16 protein-coding genes and 1 rRNA gene are annotated in these 16,820 nt (G+C 70.3%); 1 reads left to right on the forward strand and 16 read right to left on the reverse strand.

The genetic code is table 11. The features are described from left to right. Positions 1-15 precede the first annotated feature (15 nt). From ACYVJ3_RS07870 to ACYVJ3_RS07935, 14 genes are all read right to left on the reverse strand, one after another. Entirely contained in the window at positions 16-768 is a 753-nt protein-coding gene (locus tag ACYVJ3_RS07870; RefSeq protein ID WP_460852217.1) for a pseudouridine synthase, read from the reverse strand. Continuing rightward, positions 768-1,436, reverse strand: a complete 669-nt coding sequence (gene scpB / locus ACYVJ3_RS07875) for an SMC-Scp complex subunit ScpB (protein ID WP_460852218.1) — start codon at positions 1,434-1,436, stop codon at positions 768-770. The genes ACYVJ3_RS07870 and scpB overlap by 1 nt, the downstream gene beginning before the upstream one ends. Continuing rightward, the gene (locus ACYVJ3_RS07880) at positions 1,429-2,280 is read right to left on the reverse strand and encodes a segregation and condensation protein A (RefSeq protein ID WP_460852222.1); all 852 of its coding nucleotides are present in this window, start codon (positions 2,278-2,280) and stop codon (positions 1,429-1,431) included. The genes scpB and ACYVJ3_RS07880 overlap by 8 nt, the downstream gene beginning before the upstream one ends. A 7-nt stretch (positions 2,281-2,287) precedes the next feature. Continuing rightward, the gene (locus ACYVJ3_RS07885; RefSeq protein ID WP_460852224.1) at positions 2,288-2,563 is read right to left on the reverse strand and encodes a hypothetical protein; all 276 of its coding nucleotides are present in this window, start codon (positions 2,561-2,563) and stop codon (positions 2,288-2,290) included. A gap of 86 nt (positions 2,564-2,649) precedes the next feature. Further along, a complete protein-coding gene (locus ACYVJ3_RS07890; RefSeq protein WP_460852259.1) occupies positions 2,650-3,465 on the reverse strand; it encodes a ParA family protein in 816 nt (271 codons plus the stop codon). A 309-nt stretch (positions 3,466-3,774) separates the two neighbouring features. Further along, on the reverse strand, positions 3,775-4,695 hold the full coding sequence (locus tag ACYVJ3_RS07895) for a methylenetetrahydrofolate reductase (protein WP_460852225.1): 921 nt from the start codon (positions 4,693-4,695) through the stop codon (positions 3,775-3,777). A 25-nt stretch (positions 4,696-4,720) separates the two neighbouring features. Continuing rightward, positions 4,721-7,261 (reverse strand): DEAD/DEAH box helicase, encoded by a 2,541-nt coding sequence (locus ACYVJ3_RS07900; RefSeq protein WP_460852227.1) that lies wholly within the window; start codon positions 7,259-7,261, stop codon positions 4,721-4,723. Then, positions 7,258-8,220, reverse strand: coding sequence for a site-specific tyrosine recombinase XerD (xerD, locus tag ACYVJ3_RS07905; protein WP_460852229.1), 963 nt, complete (start codon positions 8,218-8,220; stop codon positions 7,258-7,260). The genes ACYVJ3_RS07900 and xerD overlap by 4 nt, the downstream gene beginning before the upstream one ends. A gap of 16 nt (positions 8,221-8,236) precedes the next feature. Beyond that, on the reverse strand, positions 8,237-9,355 hold the full coding sequence (gene ald / locus ACYVJ3_RS07910) for an alanine dehydrogenase (RefSeq protein WP_460852230.1): 1,119 nt from the start codon (positions 9,353-9,355) through the stop codon (positions 8,237-8,239). A gap of 66 nt (positions 9,356-9,421) precedes the next feature. After that, entirely contained in the window at positions 9,422-11,113 is a 1,692-nt protein-coding gene (locus tag ACYVJ3_RS07915) for a CTP synthase (protein WP_460852232.1), read from the reverse strand. A 207-nt stretch (positions 11,114-11,320) separates the two neighbouring features. After that, complete coding sequence (gene recN, locus ACYVJ3_RS07920) at positions 11,321-13,057, reverse strand: DNA repair protein RecN (RefSeq protein ID WP_460852233.1); 1,737 nt, start codon at positions 13,055-13,057, stop codon at positions 11,321-11,323. Next, a complete protein-coding gene (locus ACYVJ3_RS07925; protein ID WP_460852235.1) occupies positions 13,054-14,025 on the reverse strand; it encodes an NAD kinase in 972 nt (323 codons plus the stop codon). Before ACYVJ3_RS07925 ends, recN begins: the two co-directional genes overlap by 4 nt. Continuing rightward, positions 14,022-14,864: a TlyA family RNA methyltransferase gene (locus ACYVJ3_RS07930; protein WP_460852237.1), complete on the reverse strand. Its 843-nt coding sequence runs from the start codon at positions 14,862-14,864 to the stop codon at positions 14,022-14,024. The genes ACYVJ3_RS07925 and ACYVJ3_RS07930 overlap by 4 nt, the downstream gene beginning before the upstream one ends. Positions 14,865-14,866: 2 nt before the next feature. Then, complete coding sequence (locus tag ACYVJ3_RS07935) at positions 14,867-15,043, reverse strand: hypothetical protein (RefSeq protein WP_460852238.1); 177 nt, start codon at positions 15,041-15,043, stop codon at positions 14,867-14,869. 62 nt (positions 15,044-15,105) lie between these two features. Here ACYVJ3_RS07935 and ACYVJ3_RS07940 point away from each other — a divergent pair, with 62 nt between their 5' ends. Continuing rightward, the gene (locus tag ACYVJ3_RS07940) at positions 15,106-16,245 is read left to right on the forward strand and encodes a DUF1015 family protein (protein WP_460852239.1); all 1,140 of its coding nucleotides are present in this window, start codon (positions 15,106-15,108) and stop codon (positions 16,243-16,245) included. On the opposite strand, the gene ACYVJ3_RS07945 is transcribed toward ACYVJ3_RS07940, so the two are convergent. Both ACYVJ3_RS07945 and rrf read right to left on the reverse strand, forming a co-directional pair. Further along, entirely contained in the window at positions 16,205-16,540 is a 336-nt protein-coding gene (locus ACYVJ3_RS07945) for a single-stranded DNA-binding protein (protein WP_460852240.1), read from the reverse strand. The two genes, ACYVJ3_RS07940 and ACYVJ3_RS07945, sit on opposite strands and share 41 nt — an antisense overlap. Positions 16,541-16,730: 190 nt before the next feature. Next, positions 16,731-16,820: ribosomal RNA gene (rrf, locus tag ACYVJ3_RS07950) — 5S ribosomal RNA — on the reverse strand; the annotation flags it as partial.

Here is a 16,820-nt window from a genome sequence, read left to right on the forward strand (position 1 = left end):
CGGTCCACAGACCCGTCAGCGACCGACGATCTCCAGCAGCTGACCCAGCTCGTCGTCGGTGAGCTCGCGCAGCTTGCCGTGCTTGAGCGTGCCGAGCTCCACTGGCCCGAACTTGATCCGCGACAGCTGCTTGACCGGGTGACCGACGTGGTCGAGAAGGCGACGAACGATGCGGTTGCGTCCCTCGTGGATCACCAGCTCGACGATCGACGCGGCCGCCTTGGTGTCGATGACGCGGATGCGTCGTACCTCGACCGGCCCGTCCTCCAGGGTCACCCCGGCGAGCAGATCCGCCACGGTGTCCTTGGCGATGCGGCCGGCGACCTCCGCGACGTACGTCTTCTCCACCTCGTAGGACGGGTGCGCCATCCGGTGCGCGAAGTCGCCGTCGTTCGTCAGCAGCAGCAGACCGGACGTGTCGGTGTCGAGGCGTCCCACGTGGAACAGGCGCTCCGGCCGGTCCGCCACGAAGTCCGAGATCGTACGGCGCCCCTCCGGGTCCGACATCGTCGAGACGACGCCCCGCGGCTTGTTGAGCACCAGGTAGACGTGGTCGGAGATGGGCGGCAGCCGCTTGCCGGACACCTTGATCACCGCGACTCGCGGGTCGACCTTGGTGCCGAGGCGGGTGACGATCTCGCCATCCACCTCGACCTCCCCGTCGAGCATCAGCTCCTCGCACTTGCGACGCGACGCCACGCCCGACTGGGCCAGCAGCTTCTGCAGCCGGACCAGACCGTCGTCGTCGGTCTCGATGTCGCGCCCCATCAGTCCTCCCCCTCGTCGCCGTCGCCGTCGTCGCCGTCGTCGCCATCGGCGCTCGACCCCACCGAGACCACGTCCGCCGAGCCCCCCGACATCTCCGCCAGCTCGTCCTCGAGCTCGGCGAGATCCGGCATGTGCGGCGCCAGCTCCGGCAGCTCCTCCAACGACACGATGCCGATCCGCTCCAGGAAGTAGGACGTCGTGCGATACAACGTCGCGCCGTGCTCGCCGTCCCTACCGGCCTCCTCGACCAGCCCTCGGTTGAGGAGCGTCCGCATGACGCCGTCGACGTTGACCCCACGGATCGCCGAGACGCGCGCCCGCGACACGGGCTGCTGGTACGCCACGACCGCGAGCGTCTCCAGCGCGGCCTGCGTCAGCCGCGCCTGCTGCCCCTCGAGGACGAATCCCTCGACCACGGGCGCGAACTCCTCGCGCGTGTAGAAGCGCCAGCCACCGGCGACGTTGCGCAGGTCGAACCCGCGTCCCTGTTCGGTGTACTCGGCCGACAGCGACGCGAGCGCCTCACCGACCTGGTCGGCCGGATAGCCCACGGCCGTGGCGAGCGCGATCTCGTCGAGCGGCTGGTCGGCCACCATCAGCACGGCCTCCAACGCGGGCCGCAGCGCGGCCAACGGCACCGCGAGCGCCTCCTCGGTCGGCTCAATCATCGGTCTTCTCCTCGTCCTGACGGGTGGGGTCCCCGTCGAACTCGTCGGTGATCAGGTCCTCGACGTCTGTGTCGTCGTTGCCGGTCCAGCGGATGGTCAGCTCGCCCAACGGGGTGACCTGGTCGAACGCCACCGCCCCCTCGCGGAACAGCTCCAGCAGGGAGAGGAAGCGCGCCACCGTGGTGTGCGTGTCCGGCGAGTCGCCGCACAGCGCCCGGAACGTCAGGGTGCCGCTGCGCCGCAGCCGCTCCAGCACGATGCCTGCCTGCTCCCGCACCGACACCGTCGGTGCGTGGATGTGGTGCAGGGACAGTTGCAGCTCGGGCTTGGGCTCCATCGCCTTCGCCGCGAGCGCGGCGAACTGGTCGAGCCCGATACCGATCAGCACCTCGGGCAGCAGCCCGGCGTACCTCTCCTCGAGGCCGACGGCCCGCGGGAAGCGCTTCGCCTCCTCGAGCAGCCGTCGGTCGAGCACGCCCGCGATCTGCTTGTAGGCCTTGTACTGCAGCAGCCGGGCGAAGAGCAGGTCGCGCGCCTCGAGCAGCGCCAGGTCCTCCTCGTCCTCGACGTCGCCCTGCGGCAGCAACCGCGCCGCCTTGAGGTCGAGCAGCGTCGAGGCCACGAGCAGGAACGACGTCGTCTCCTCGAGATCGGCGTCCGGCAGTGCCTTGACGTGCGCGATGAACTCGTCGGTGACCTGGGAGAGCGCGATCTCGGTGACGTCGAGCTTGTGCTTGGAGATCAGGCTCAGCAGCAGGTCGAACGGGCCCTCGAAGTTCGCCAGCCGGACCGCGAAGCCGCCGTGCTCGACCGACTCCTCGACAGGCCGCCCCTCGACGGTCACGCCCGCATCATGACTCACGCAGGCGCGCGACCAGCGAGGAGTCCTCCCCCTGGTCGTCGAGCTCGCCGAGCACGATGTGCAGCGCCTCGCGGACCAGGCGCCCGCGATCGACGGCAAGTCCGTGCTCACCGCGCAGGGTCAGCCGTGCTCGCTCGATCTGCATGAGCTCGGCAGCCGTGACGTAGACGGTGATCTTCTCGTCGTGCCGGACCCGCCCGCTCGGCCGCTTCCCCACGGCCGAGTCGGGCGAGTCCGGGGTCTTTGCGTCCGGTGCGTCCGGCACCGCACGTAGCTCATTGACACCGTGCTCCTTGGAGCCCTCCGGTGATCCAGCCGTCGGACGGAACAGGTCGTCCGCGGCCGGCAGGCTCACGCGACGGGCCACCGCAGCGACACCTCCCGCGCCAGCTGGCGGTAGTGGTCGGCGCCGGTGGAGGTCGAGGCGTACTCCGTGATCGGCTCGCCCGCCACGGTCGCGTCCGAGAACTTCACCGTGCGGCGGATGACGGTGTGGAAGACCTTGTCGCCCCATGCCTGCACCAAACGGTCCATGACCTCGCGGCTGTGCAGCGTCCGGCCGTCGAACATCGTCCCGAGGATGCCCTCGATCTCCAGGCGCGGGTTGAGCCGCTCCTGGACCTTGTCGATCGTGTTCTTGAGCAGCGCCACGCCGCGCAGCGCGAAGTACTCGCACTCCAGCGGCACGATGACGCCGTCGGAGGCGGTCAACGCGTTGACCGTGAGCAGGCCGAGCGACGGCTGGCAGTCGATGAGGATGACGTCGTACTCGGCGATCGCGGGAGCCAGCACGCGCTGCAGGGTCTGCTCGCGGCCGACCTCGTGCACCAGCTGCACCTCGGCGGCCGAGAGGTCGATGTTGGAGGGCAGCAGGTCGACACCGGGGACGCCGGAGTCGACGACGACGTCGTGGAAGTCGACGTCGCGCTGCATGAGCAGGTTGTAGACCGTCAGGTCCATCTCGTGCGGGTTCAGGCCGAGGCCGACCGAGAGCGAGCCCTGCGGGTCGAAGTCGACCAGCAGCACCTTGCGGCCGAACTCGGCCAGCGAGGCACCCAGGTTGATGGTCGTCGTGGTCTTGCCGACGCCACCCTTCTGGTTGCACATCGACACGACCCGGGCACCGCCGTGCCGGGTGATGGGCGCCGGGTCCGCGAAGACCGGCATCGGACGACCGGTCGGACCGATCTCGCCGGTCAGCTTCGCGACCGGCTTCTCGAACGGCAGCGTCTGCGCGACCGTCTCCTGCTGGACACCGTCCGCATCGCCCAGCGGGGGCGTCGGGAGGACCGCCCGCGGGGGCATGTCCGGTGCACTGGAACCGCCGAAGAATCCACCGACCACGTAACCCACCTCGAGTTGTTGTTGAGGCGGCTTCCCCACCGCCTCGGACAACCCCAATCCAACAATGTCGACACGGAGACATCGCGCCGACACGCAGGGACGCCGACGAAAATGTCGACAAGTCCCCCACAGCTACGCCCGGAGCTCGCCCCTCAGCCGCTCGGCGAGTCGCACCGACGCCTCGATCTCGACCTTCCGGATCGACACGCTCTCCACGTTGAGTCCGACCGGGACACCCAGCTCACGGCAGTACGCCAGCAGGTCGGTCGCGATCGCCGCCGCTTGGCGGTACGACGCCTCCAGGGTGTCGACCGCGTGCTCGAGCTCGTTCTGGATCCAACGAGGTACCTCGACCCCGAGCCACTGCAGGAAGCTCAGCGTCCTCATCGAGCCACAGACGGAGAACGTGAACACGATCGGCACCGGCTCGACCCCGCGGGTCACGCACTCGTAGTGGTAGTCCGACACCAGATCCTTGGCGGCGTTCGCATCGAACACGACCTGGGTGACGAAGAACCGGCACCCGGCCTCCTGCTTGACCAGCAGCCGCAGGTGCTCGTCGCCGCGGCGGGCGTGGCGCTCGGGGATCGCGACGCCTCCGAGACCCAGCCCGGGGTGCACCTCCTCGCGCAGGGCCTGCGCCTCGGCCAGGCTGGTCGTCGGCCGATCCGACCGCGAGGCGGCACCGACGAACACGGTCAGCCTCCGCGCGGGATCCTGCGCGGACAGCCAGCCACGCAGGTCACCCTCGTCGTACTTGCCGACGGCGCGGTAGACCACGACCGGCTTCTCCCACGCCCCCAGGTTCTCCCCGAGGTAGTCCGCGGGATCCAGCGTCGGCGAGAAGGGGAACGGCCGCTCGACCGGGTTGCGCGAGGTCTCGTCGTCGATGTCGTAGAGGACGAGGCCGTCGACACCCACCGGACGCAGCCGCTCGATCGTCGCGTCGGCGATCTCCTGCACGCGCGTCGGCTCGGTCGCCAGGCGTGGCGGGGTCAGCGCGAAGAGCAGGAACTCGCCCTGGCGGTCCGCGATGCGACGTACGAGGTCCATGCCCGAACCGTACGGCGCGCCGCGCTCATCCTCCGAGCCGCCGCATCCCGATGGTCCGTACGACGGCCTCGCCGGCCTCGTCGGAGGCGGCGAGGTCGACGCTCGCCTCGACCACCCAGTCGTGGTGGCCGGCGGGGTCGTGGATCGTCTGGGTCACCTGCCAGCGCGACGGCGACCGCTCCACGGTCAGCAGCGACGGCCCCCGTGCGTCGCCGTCGGTGAGCACGCGGTCGTGCTCGGCGTAGTAGTCCTCGATCGCGGCGTCCCAGTCGTCGGCGCCGAAGTCGGAGTCGGGATCGAGCGCGGCAAGCTCGTCGACCTTGTCGCGCGCCACCAGGTCCACCCGACGCCACATCGCGTTGCGCACCATCACCTCGAACACCCGGCCCTGTTGCGAGAGTGGCCGCGGCGGGGGCGGCGGAGCGTGCTCGGCGACCGCGCGCGTCGCGTGCGACGGGTCGCTCAGCGCCTCCCACTCGTCGAGCAGCGAGGAGTCGACCTGTCGGACGGTCTCCCCGAGCCAGTCGATGAGGAGCTCGAGCTCCTCGGTGCGGTACGCCGCGCCGACCGTCTGGCGCAGCGCGCGGTAGACGTCGGTGAGGTAGCGCAGGACCAGGCCCTCGGAGCGTGCCAGCTGGTAGCGGGCCACGAGATCGGTGAACCCCATGCCCGTCTCCCACATCTCGCGCACGACCGACTTCGGACCGAGTGCATCGGGGTCGAGCCACGGGTGGTGCTCGCGATAGGTCTCGTAGAGCGGCTCGAGCAGCTCCACGAGCGGCTGCGGCCAGGTCACGTCCTCGACCAGCGCCATCCGCTCGTCGTACTCGACACCCTCAGCCTTGAGCGCGTTGATCACCTCGCCGCGCGCGGCGAACTGCTGTGCCATCAGCAGCGGACGCGGCGCCTCGAGGACCGCCTCGACCACGGAGACGACGTCGAGGGTGTACGTCGCCGCGTCCCGGTCGAGCACGTCGAGGACCTCCAGCGCGAAGTGCGCCAGCGGCTGGTTGAGCGCGAAGTCGATCGGGAGATCCTCGGTCAGCACGTACCGACGGCCGAACCCGTCCTCGGCCTCCAGCCGCGTGAGGACGCCCGAGGTGACCAGGCTGCGCGTCAGTCGGATGGCGCGGCGAGCGAGCCTGAGTCCGTCGGCACGGCTCTCGTGTCCGCCGAGCAGCAGCCGCTCCATCACGGAGAAGGCGCTCTCCTCGCGCGAGAAGACGTTGACGAGCATCGCGTTGTCGACCTTCATCCGCGACTGCAGCGGCTCGGGCCGCCCCTCGACGAGCTTGAGGTAGGTCTGCTCGGTCCACACCACGGTGCCGGGCGGTGGCTTCTTCAGTGTCGGCTTGGAGGCGCGCTTGGCGCGCTTCTCCTCGCTCATCGCGGCGTTCTTCGCGGCCGACTTCGCCTTGGCCTTCTCGTTCTCGATGATGTGCTCGGGCGCCTGCACGACGACGGTGCCCGCCGTGTCGTATCCGGCCCGTCCGGCGCGACCAGCGATCTGCAGGAACTCGCGGGTCTTGAGGACCCGCATCCGTGTGCCGTCGTACTTCGCGAGCGCGGTGAACAGGACCGTCCGGATCGGGACGTTGATGCCGACGCCGAGCGTGTCGGTGCCGCAGATGACGGTGAGCAGGCCCTGCTGCGCGAGCTGCTCGACCAACCGCCGGTAGCGCGGCAGCATCCCGGCATGGTGCACCCCGATGCCCGCCTTGAGCAGCTTCACCAGGGTCTTGCCGAAGCCGGCCGAGAAGCGTACGTCGACCAGCTTCGCGGCGATCTCCTCCGCGTGCGGTGGTCGAGCCTGCCGAGACCCCTGTCGGGATCCCAGCAACGACGTGGCGTGCTCGACGGCGGCGGCCTGGGTGAAGTGCACGACGTACACCGGGCCCTGCCCGGTCGAGACCAGCTCCTCGAGCTTGTCGGCCATCGGCTCGAGCGACCACTGGAAGTCCAGTGGCACCGGCCGCTCGGCCTGGTCGACGATCGCGGTGTCGCGGCCGTTGCGCCCGGTCAGGTCCTCGCCGAGCGCGGTCATGTCGCCGAGGGTGGCCGACATCAGCAGGAACTGGGCCTGCGGCAGCTCGACCAGCGGCACCTGCCAGGCCCACCCGCGCCCCGGCTCGCCGTAGAAGTGGAACTCGTCCATCACCACCATGCCCACGTCGGCAGTCGCGCCCTCGCGCAGCGCGATGTTGGCGAGGATCTCGGCGGTGCAGCAGATGATCGGCGCGTCGGCGTTCACCGCGACATCACCGGTCAGCATGCCGACCTCGTCGGCACCGAAGACGGCACACAGCTCGAAGAACTTCTCGCTCACCAGCGCCTTGATCGGCGCGGTGTAGAACGTCACCCGGTCATCGGCCTGCGCAGCCATCGCGGCTGCCATCGCCACCAGCGACTTGCCCGACCCGGTCGGGGTCGCCAGCACCACGTTGTTGCCGGCGAGCAGCTCGAGGATCGCCTCCTCCTGGTGCGGGTAGAGCTCGAGCCCGCGCTCCTCGGCGTACCTCAGGATGCGGTCGTACGCCGCGTCGCCCCCGGACCCTGTCGAGCTCATCGGGCCCGCGGGTGCGCGGTCGCGAAGACCTCACGCAGGTTGTCGACGGTCACCAGGGTGTAGATCTGCGTGGTGGTCACCGATGCGTGGCCGAGCAGCTCCTGCACGACACGTACGTCGGCCCCGCCGTCGAGGAGGTGCGTGGCGAACGAGTGGCGCAGCGTGTGCGGGGAGACGTCGCGGGTGATGCCCGCGCGCTCGGCGGCCTTGACCAGCACGGCCCACGCCGACTGGCGAGACAGCCGGCCGCCACGCGCGTTGAGGAACAGCGCGGCCCCACGCGCCCTCGCGCTCGCGCCCGTCGACGCCTCGACGATCGCCGGCCGGCCACGGGTGAGGTACGCCGCCACCGCCTCGCGGGCGTAGGAGCCGACCGGCACGATCCGTTCCTTGCCGCCCTTGCCGCGCAGCAGCACCGTGCCGGCGAGCCCGTCCTCGGGCGGGTCGAGGTCGAGGTCGTCCACGTCGAGACCGACGACCTCGGAGATGCGGGCGCCGGTGCCGTAGAGCAGCTCGAGCAACGCACGGTCGCGCAGCGACAGCGCGGTGTCGCCGAGGCCCGCGGCCTCCAGCAGCGCCTCGACGTCCGAGAGCGGGAGTGCCTTGGGCAGGCGCTTGGCCGGCGTCGGCGGCTTCACGGCCGCCGCGGGATCCTGCGCCGCCAGGCCGTCGGCGACGGCGAACTTGTGGAAGCCACGCACGGCGACGATGGTGCGCGCCCGCGAGCTGGCCGTGAGCGGCTGGTGCTCGGTGTCGCCCTCCTGCAGGCGCATCAGGAACTCGGTCACGGTCGTCTCCGAGATCGCGTCCATCGAGTCGACGCCGACCGCGGCGAGGAACTCCAGGTAGCGCCGCAGGTCGCGCCGGTAGGACTTCAGCGTGTTGTCCGCGACGCCCTTCTCGACCGTGAGGTGGTCCAGGTACACGCGCACCGCGCGCTCGACCGGACTCCCACTCACCCGGTCAGGCTAACGGTCACCCCGCCAGCACCGACTCCGGTGTCACGGCGGCGATCCCGACGGCCTCACCGACCGGACCGTTGGTCAGCTGACCGGCGTGCGTGCTGAGCCCGAGCGCGAGGCTCCGGTCCTCGCGGCAGGCACGCTGCCATCCCTTGTCGGCCAGCGCCACGGCGTACGGCAGCGTCGCGTTGGTCAGTGCGTACGTCGAGGTGTTCGGCACCGCACCGGGCATGTTGGCCACGCAGTAGAAGACCGAGTCGTGCACGACGTACGTCGGATCCGCGTGGGTGGTCGGGTGCGTGTCCTCGAAGCAGCCGCCCTGGTCGACCGCGATGTCGACCAGCACCGAGCCGGGCTTCATCCGCGAGACGAGGTCGTTGGAGACCAGCTTGGGCGCCTTGGCGCCGGGGATCAGCACGGCACCGATCACCATGTCGGCCTCCATCACCTGCTGCTCGATCGCGAGCCGCGACGAGGCGAGCCCGTGCACCCGGTTGTTGTAGCGCCAGAACGACATCCGCAGCTTGTCGAGGTCGGTGTCCAGCAGGGTGACGTCCGCGCCCATGCCGAGCGCGATGTTGGCGGCGTTCTGACCCGAGACACCGGCGCCGATGATGACCACCTTGGCGTTGGCGACACCGCCGACACCGCCCATCAGCACGCCTCTTCCGCCCTGCGCCTTCAGCAGCGAGTGCGCTCCGACCTGCGGGGCGAGGCAGCCGGCCACCTCGGACATCGGGTAGAGCAGCGGCAGCGCACCGGACGGCAGCTGCACGGTCTCGTAGGCGATCGCGGTGACCTCGCGCGCGATCAGCTCGCCGGTCAGCTGCTGGTCGGCCGCGAGGTGGAGGTAGGTGAACAGCACCTGTCCCGCACGCATGCGGTGGTACTCCTCGGCGACCGGCTCCTTGACCTTGAGCACCATGTCCGCGGACTCCCAGACGGCGTCCGCGGTCGCCAGGATCTCCGCCCCCGCGCCGCGGTAGTCGTCGTCGGTGATCGAGGAGCCGAGGCCGGCACCCGTCTCCACGACGACGTCGTGTCCGTGGGCCCGCAGCTCGTGCACGCCGATGGGCGTGATCGCGACGCGATACTCGTGGTTCTTGACTTCTTTCGGTACGCCGATTCGCACGCTGGCGATGCTACGCGCGCGGCGCCACCCGGCAGGAGGTCTTCGAGGTAACGATCCAGCGACGCCTCAGTCGTCGGCGGTGTGCTCCGGATACAGGTTGGTCTCGTCGATCGGGATCCGCATCTCGCGCTGGCGCTTGATCGCCGCCTCGATCAGGCCGGCGAACAGCGGGTGCGGGCGCGTGGGGCGCGACTTGAGCTCGGGGTGCGCCTGCGTGGCGATGTAGTACGGGTGCACCTCGCGCGGCAGCTCGACGAACTCGACCAGGCCGTTGTCCGGGTTGGTGCCCGAGAAGACCAGACCCGCCTCGGCGAGCTGCTCGACATAGTCGTTGTTGACCTCGTAGCGGTGGCGGTGGCGCTCCTCGACCCGGGTCTCGCCGTAGACCTCGGCGGCGATCGAGCCCGGGGTCAGGTCGGCCGGCTGGGAGCCGAGGCGCATCGTGCCGCCCAGGTCGCCGGCGCCCTCGACGTACGACTTCTGCTCCTCGATGGTCGCGATGACCGGCTCCGGAGTGCTCGGGTCGAACTCGGTCGAAGCGGCCTTGGTCAGGCCGAGCTCGGTGCGGGCGTACTCGATCACCATGCACTGCAGGCCCAGGCAGATGCCGAGGGTCGGGATGCCGTGGGTGCGCGCGTAGGTCAGCGCTCCGAGCTTGCCCTCCAGGCCACGGATGCCGAAGCCGCCGGGCACGAGCACGGCGTCGACGCCCGCGAGGTGCTTGGCCGCCCCCGCCGGGGTCTCGCACTCGTCGGAGGCGATCCACTCGATGTTGACCTTCGCCTCGTTGGCGAAGCCGCCCGAGCGGAGTGCCTCGGCGACGGAGAGGTAGGCGTCGGGCAGGTCGATGTACTTGCCGACCAGCGCGACGGTGACCTCCTCCTTGGGGTGGTGCACCCGCTTGAGCAGGTCGTCCCACAGCGCCCAGTCGACGTCGCGGAACGGCAGGTCGAGCTTGCGGACGACGTACGCGTCGAGCCCTTCGCGGTGCAGGACCTTCGGGATGTCGTAGATGGACGGCGCGTCGGCCGCGGTCACGACGGCGGCCTCGTCGACGTCGCACATGAGCGCGATCTTCGCCTTGATGCCCTGCGGCAGCTCGCGGTCGGCGCGGCACACGACGGCGTCGGGCTGCAGGCCGATCTGGCGCAGCGCGGCGACGGAGTGCTGGGTCGGCTTGGTCTTCAGCTCCTTGGAGGGGCCGATGTAGGGCACCAGGGAGACGTGCACGAAGAAGACGTTGTCGCGGCCGATGCGCTGGCGGACCTGGCGAGCGGCCTCGAGGAACGGCAGCGACTCGATGTCGCCCACGGTGCCGCCGATCTCGGTGATCACGACATCGACGTCGTCACCGTGCATCGCCAGGATGCGGTCGACGATCTCGTTGGTGATGTGCGGGATGACCTGGACGGTCTCGCCGAGGTAGTCGCCGCGACGCTCCTTGGCGATGACGTTGGAGTAGACCTGGCCCGTGGTGACGTTGGCGTTGCCGACCAGGTTGGTGTCGAGGAAGCGCTCGTAGTGACCGATGTCGAGGTCGGTCTCGGCGCCGTCGTCGGTCACGAAGACCTCACCGTGCTGGAACGGGTTCATCGTGCCGGGATCGACGTTCAGGTACGGGTCGAGCTTCTGCATCGTCACCCGCAGACCGCGCAGCTTGAGAAGGCGACCGAGGCTCGAGGCGGTGAGGCCCTTGCCGAGCGAGGAGGCGACTCCTCCGGTCACGAAGATGTGCTTGGTCCGACTACCCGACGCCATGTTCACCACGGGATTCCATGCTAGGGCATGAAGGTCGATTCTCCGCCGTTCACGATCGCGTTTCCTTCCGCCCGCGGCTTTCCGGTACGCCGGCACGCGTGGCCGGCAGCGTGACGGGAGGTGGTTCGGCCGCCTCCGACCCACCGGCAGGCAGCGGCCTGAGGGCCTGAGCCCGAACCCGCCGACGACACCATCGGCGCGATCAGGTCAGCCCCGCGCCATGTCCAGCAGCTCGCGGGCGTGTGCCAACGCGCTGTCGGACTCGGCCATGCCGGCGAGCATCCGGGACAGCTCCCGCTCGCGCGCAGCGTCGTCCAGGACGGTCAGGCCCGAGCTGGTGACCGTGCCGTCGGAGGACTTCTGCACCACGACGTGTCGGTCCGCGAACGCCGCGACCTGCGGCAGGTGCGTGACGACCAGGACCTGGGCGTCCTCGGCCAGCCTGGCGAGCCGACGGCCGATCTCGACGGCGGCCGCTCCGCCCACGCCGGCGTCGACCTCGTCGAAGACGAACGTCGGCACCGGGTTGGTGCCCGCCAGGCAGACCTCGACCGCGAGCATGACCCGCGAGAGCTCACCGCCCGACGCACCCTTGTGCAGGGGCCGGGGCTCGCTGCCGGTGTTGGCCGCGAGCAACAGCTCCACCTCGTCGATGCCGTGGCGCCCGAACCGCAGCCAGCGCTCGCCCACCTGCAACAGCTCGGCAGGCGGCTCATCGGCGTCGACGACGGCACCCTGGGTCTGCGACACGTTGACGGTCAGCTGCGCGTGCGGCATCGCGAGGAGGGTCAGCTCGTCGCTGACCCGCTTGGCCAGCTCCACCGCGGCATCGCCGCGGGCGGCCGACAGCTCGGCAGCCACGTCGGCGAGGCGCTCGCGCAGCTCGGTACGCCGGCCCACGAGCTCGGCGATGGTCTCGTCGGTGTTGTCCAGCTCCAGCAGACGCGCGCTCGAGGTGTCCGCCCATGCGAGCACCGCATCGATGGTCTCGCCGTACTTCCGCGTCAGAGCCGTGAGCGCAGCCCGCCGCTCGGAGACCGCGGCGAGCCGGTGGGGGTCGGTGTCCACGCTCGAGGCGTACGACGCCACGTCGGCGGCGACGTCGGAGAGCAGGTAGCTGACCTCGGTGACCCGGTCGGCCAGGGCCGCCGCCTCCTTGTCGTGCTCGCGCACGCCTTGGAGCAGGCCACGGGCCGCAGCGACCGCGCCCATGGCGTCGGGTGACCCGATCTCGCTGGAGAGGGCCTCGCGAGCCTGCTCGGCGGCGCTGCGAAGGGTGTCGGCGTGCCCGAGCCGCGACTCCTCGAGCGCCAGGTCGGCGTCCTCGCCGGGCTGAGGGGCGACCGCGGCGACCTCGTCCACGCCGAAGCGCAGCAGGTCGGCCTCCCGCGCACGCTCGCGCGCGCTGGCCCGCACCTCGGCGAGCTCCTTCTCGGTCGCGGCGAGGGCGGCGTACAGCTCGGAATAGCGCGCCAGCAGCGCCTCGGTCCCGGCGTACCGGTCGAGCGCCTCGCGCTGTGTCTGCGCCTTGAGCAGGCGGTGCTGGTCGGACTGACCGTGGACGGCCACCAATGGCTCGGCCACCGCCGCGAGCGTCGCGATCGGTACGCCGGCCCCGCCGACGTACGCCCGTGAGCGGCCCTCGGCATTGACGTTGCGGGCCAGGACGACGGTGTCGTCCTCGACCTCGCCGCCGACCTCCTCGACCGCGGCCGCCAGGCCACTGATCGAGCCGACGCGTACGACGCCTTCGACCCGCGCCTGCTTGGCACCGGACCGGACCGCCCCGCTGTCCGCACGGCCACCCAGCAGGAGGCCCAGCGCGCTGACGACCATGGTCTTTCCCGCGCCGGTCTCGCCGGTGATCACAGTCAGGCCGGGCCCGAGCTCGAGGGTGGAGGAGTCGATGACACCGAGTGAGCTGATCCGCAGCTCCTCGATCATGCCTGCTCCCCCGTATCGGCGCCGAGCGCCACTCTCCGCCGGCGCTCCGCCGAACCCCGCCAGCCCTCGACGGAGAGCCCGAACTTCGCGACCAGCTTGTCGGTGAACGGCGCCTCGTGCAGCCGGACCAGGCGGACCGGCGACCTGCCTCGGCTGACCTCGATCCGTGCACCCGGCGGCAGGTCGACGCTGCGCCGGCCATCGCACCACAGCACACCGGCACCCTTGGTGCCGGCCAGCACCTCGACGGCCATCACCGAGGAGGGCGCAACCACCATGGGGCGCGCGAAGAGTGCGTGCGCGCTGAGCGGGACGATGCAGAGTGCCTCGACCTGCGGCCAGACCACCGGTCCCCCGGCGCTGAAGTTGTACGCCGTCGAGCCGGTCGGTGTCGCACAGACGACCCCGTCGCACCCGAAGCGTGAGAGCGGTCGTCCGTCGATCTCGACGACGACCTCGAGCATCCGCTCGCGCGCGGCCTTCTCCACGCTCGCCTCGTTGACCGCGAACGTGGAGTAGAACAGCTCGCCCTCGAGGTAGGCGCGCACGTCGAGCGTCAACCGGTCCTCGGTCGTGTACCGCTGCTCGATGATCGCCTCGATCGTCGCGGCGACGTCCTCGGCCTCGGCCTCGGCGAGGAACCCGACATGGCCGAGGTTCACGCCCAGGACGGGCGTCAGGCTCTCGTGGGTGACCTCGGCGGCCCGCAGGATGCTGCCGTCACCGCCGATGACGACCGTCAGCTCGCACCCGTGGCTCGCATCGCTCTCCGAGTCGGTCAGCTCGACCGCGGGAAGGTAGTCGGTCGGGTCCACGTCGAGCGCGACCGCCTCGTCCCGCAGCAGACGTACGACGAGCCCGTGCCCGGTGAGCTCCTTGACGAACGAGCGTGCGACATCGCGCACCTCAGGTCGCGCGATGTGCGCGAGCACCAGGACACGGCGCACGGCGTCAGCGGACTCGGTCATGGCTCCACCCTCTCACCCGGCGCCCCCATTCCCTCGGTCCCGCGGCGTACGACCTCGGCGATCACCTCGTCGGCCACCGTCGGCTCGCCCTTGCGCAGCCAGAGGAAGAACTCCACGTTCCCCTTGGGCCCGGGCAACGGGCTCACCGTCACCGCCCGTGCGCCCCACCCCTTCGTCGCAGCGGCCCGGGCGACGTCGAGCACGACCTCCGCGCGCAGCTCCGGATCCCGTACGACGCCACCCTTGCCGAGCCGCTCCTTGCCCACCTCGAACTGAGGCTTGACCATGAGCGCGAGGTCGCCGTCGTCGTCGGTGACCCCGAGCAACGCATCCAGCACCAGCGTCAGCGAGATGAAGGAGAGGTCGCCCACGACGACATCCACGGTGCCACCGATCTGCTCGGCGGTCAGGGTGCGCACGTTCGTCCGGTCGTGGACGTCGACCCGCGCATCACTCTGCAACGACCAGTCCAGCTGCCCGTACCCCACATCCGCCGCGACGACCTGGCGGGCGCCAGCACGAAGGAGCACATCGGTGAACCCACCGGTGGAGGCCCCCGCGTCCAAGCAGCGCCGGCCTTCGACCGTGAGCCCCAACGGGCCGAACGCTGCGAGCGCGCCGAGCAGCTTGTGGGCGCCTCGTGAGACGTAGTCCGGGCCGTTGGCTCCTTGCTTGACCACGATCGCCACGTCCGTGGTCACCCCGGTCGCGGCCTTGGTGGCGGGCTGCCCGGAGACGAGGACGCGACCATCGGCGATCAGCTGCGCCGCACGCTCCCGCGAGGGAGCAAGCTTGCGTCGTACCAGCTCGGCATCGAGCCTGAGGCGTCGCGGCGGCATCGTCAGGCGGAATCGCCCGGCGAGCGGTCGAGAGCGACGCGCAGCTGCGCGTGGGCGTCCTCGAACACTGCGGCATGCTCCGCGAGCGGCCGTTCGTCGAGCGCGGCGACCATGTCGATGACAGTGTCGACCGCCTCGTTGCCGGTCGGCGACGGCGTCGCGCCAGGAACCTCGGTCATGGTTCGAGGCTACCGCGCCCCACCTGTGACAAGGGTGACCACTCGCTTCGTAGGATCTCCGGATGGACGTCGTGCAACTTGTTCCTCCGCCGTACGTCGCAGGTCCACTCCAGCTCACCCCGTTCGCCGCCCTTCGGTTGGTTCCGCGGCGGGTCGGGGATCCCACGACCGGTCGAGCCTTCGCGCGCCCGTACCGAGACGTCGCAGCCCGCCTCACACGCTGGCAGTCACGCGGGCTGCTCGAACGCGATGAGGAACCTGCCCTCTACCTCCACGAGTACACCGCGAACGGCATCACCGTCCGCGGCCTCGTCGGTGCACTGAACGTCTCGCGGCGTGCGCTCCGGCCCGAGGACCGCGCCGTGCTCCCCCACGAAGGCGTCTATCCGGCCCAGGCTGACGACCTCGCCGACCGGATGGCGGAGATGCAGCTCAACCCCGCGCCGATCCTTCTGGTCCACAACGCCACCGACGAGCTGCAACGCGTCCTGGCCGGGATCGTCGCCACGAAGCCGGACCACGAATTCAGCGACCGCAGCCAGCAGCAACATCGGATCTGGGCGATCACCGACCCGGAGCGCTGGCGGGAGATCGCTGCTGAGCTCGCCTCCTCGCGGGCACTCATCGCCGACGGTCACCATCGGTACGCCGCCTACCTCCGCCTCCAGCGCCGTCAGCCCGGAGGCGCCTGCGACAGCGGACTCGCGATGCTGGTCGACCAGCGTTCGACTCCCCTCTTCCTCGGCCCCATCCACCGCACGCTGGGAGGTACGACGTTCGAGGACATGATCAGCACCGCCCGCGGAATCGGCTTGGTCGTCGAAGAGGCCACCGAGTCACAAGCCGTGAGCGCGCTGGCAGCTGAGCGCCTACCGATCACCGACGGGACCCGATGGGCCGTCCTCACGCTCGGGCCCCTGGACGGGCGCACCGCGGTGGAGGTGCTCCACCAGGACCTCCTCCCCGCGCTGGCGCACGGCCCGACGACCATCGGCTACCACCACACGGTCGAGGACGCCCTCAGCTCCGTGCACCGCTCAGGCACCATCGGCGTGCTGCTGCCGGCTCCGCCAGTCGACACAGTCGTGCAGGTCGCCGCGGCCAATCGGCTGCTGCCGGAGAAGGCCACGTCCTTCCAGCCCAAGCCGAGTCTCGGCGTGCTCATCCGGTCTCTGCACGACGGACCCGACGCGCAGAGCTGACCTCGATCTCGACCCGAGCCGCCGTCCGCCCGGCGATCTGGAAGAACCGTCGTCGTACCGCGCCTCGGACCTCGACGACATCGCCCGCCTCCCACCCACGCATCGTGCGTTGCACCCGTGCTGCCCAGCCCGAGCAGTCCAAGACATCCACCGTCTGCCGGCGATGAACCGGCCCGGCCTCATCTCGTTGGACGACGAGACGCGACATCACGACCACATCACCGCTCGGGAGCTCCCGCTCCACCGGATCGGCGCTGAGCCGACCCACCAGACGAACCTCGTTCACCGCCACCATGGCGACCTCCTCTGCTCCGTTTCGAGCAGGCTTCCGGACGCCGCCGACATTGGCCGGCTGGATTCACGAACGCTGTGGAGGAGCGGCTCCATCCACAGCCGACCGCACCAAAACTGGCCCCAAAAGTGACCAAAGGTGCCAAAAATGACGACGAGGGCCAGCGCTGAGCGCTGACCCTCGTCAAATATTTGTCCGGCGGCGTCCTACTCTCCCACACCGTCTCCAGTGCAGTACCATCGGCGCTGGCAGGCTTAACTTCCGGGTTCGGGATGGGACCGGG

It is taken from the genome of Nocardioides montaniterrae, assembly GCF_054782655.1.

Coding starts and splice junctions, on each gene's coding strand:
- ACYVJ3_RS07870 (WP_460852217.1), bottom strand. CDS start 768: ATGGGGCGCGACATCGAGACCGACGACGACGGTCTGGTCCGGCTGCAG.
- ACYVJ3_RS07890 (WP_460852259.1), bottom strand. CDS start 3,465: ATGCCGGTCTTCGCGGACCCGGCGCCCATCACCCGGCACGGCGGTGCC.
- ACYVJ3_RS07925 (WP_460852235.1), bottom strand. CDS start 14,025: ATGACCGAGTCCGCTGACGCCGTGCGCCGTGTCCTGGTGCTCGCGCAC.
- ACYVJ3_RS07900 (WP_460852227.1), bottom strand. CDS start 7,261: ATGAGCTCGACAGGGTCCGGGGGCGACGCGGCGTACGACCGCATCCTG.
- ACYVJ3_RS07945 (WP_460852240.1), bottom strand. CDS start 16,540: ATGGTGGCGGTGAACGAGGTTCGTCTGGTGGGTCGGCTCAGCGCCGAT.
- ACYVJ3_RS07895 (WP_460852225.1), bottom strand. CDS start 4,695: ATGGACCTCGTACGTCGCATCGCGGACCGCCAGGGCGAGTTCCTGCTC.
- ACYVJ3_RS07915 (WP_460852232.1), bottom strand. CDS start 11,113: ATGGCGTCGGGTAGTCGGACCAAGCACATCTTCGTGACCGGAGGAGTC.
- recN (WP_460852233.1), bottom strand. CDS start 13,057: ATGATCGAGGAGCTGCGGATCAGCTCACTCGGTGTCATCGACTCCTCC.
- scpB (WP_460852218.1), bottom strand. CDS start 1,436: ATGATTGAGCCGACCGAGGAGGCGCTCGCGGTGCCGTTGGCCGCGCTG.
- ACYVJ3_RS07935 (WP_460852238.1), bottom strand. CDS start 15,043: ATGACCGAGGTTCCTGGCGCGACGCCGTCGCCGACCGGCAACGAGGCG.
- ACYVJ3_RS07930 (WP_460852237.1), bottom strand. CDS start 14,864: ATGCCGCCGCGACGCCTCAGGCTCGATGCCGAGCTGGTACGACGCAAG.
- ACYVJ3_RS07940 (WP_460852239.1), top strand. CDS start 15,106: ATGGACGTCGTGCAACTTGTTCCTCCGCCGTACGTCGCAGGTCCACTC.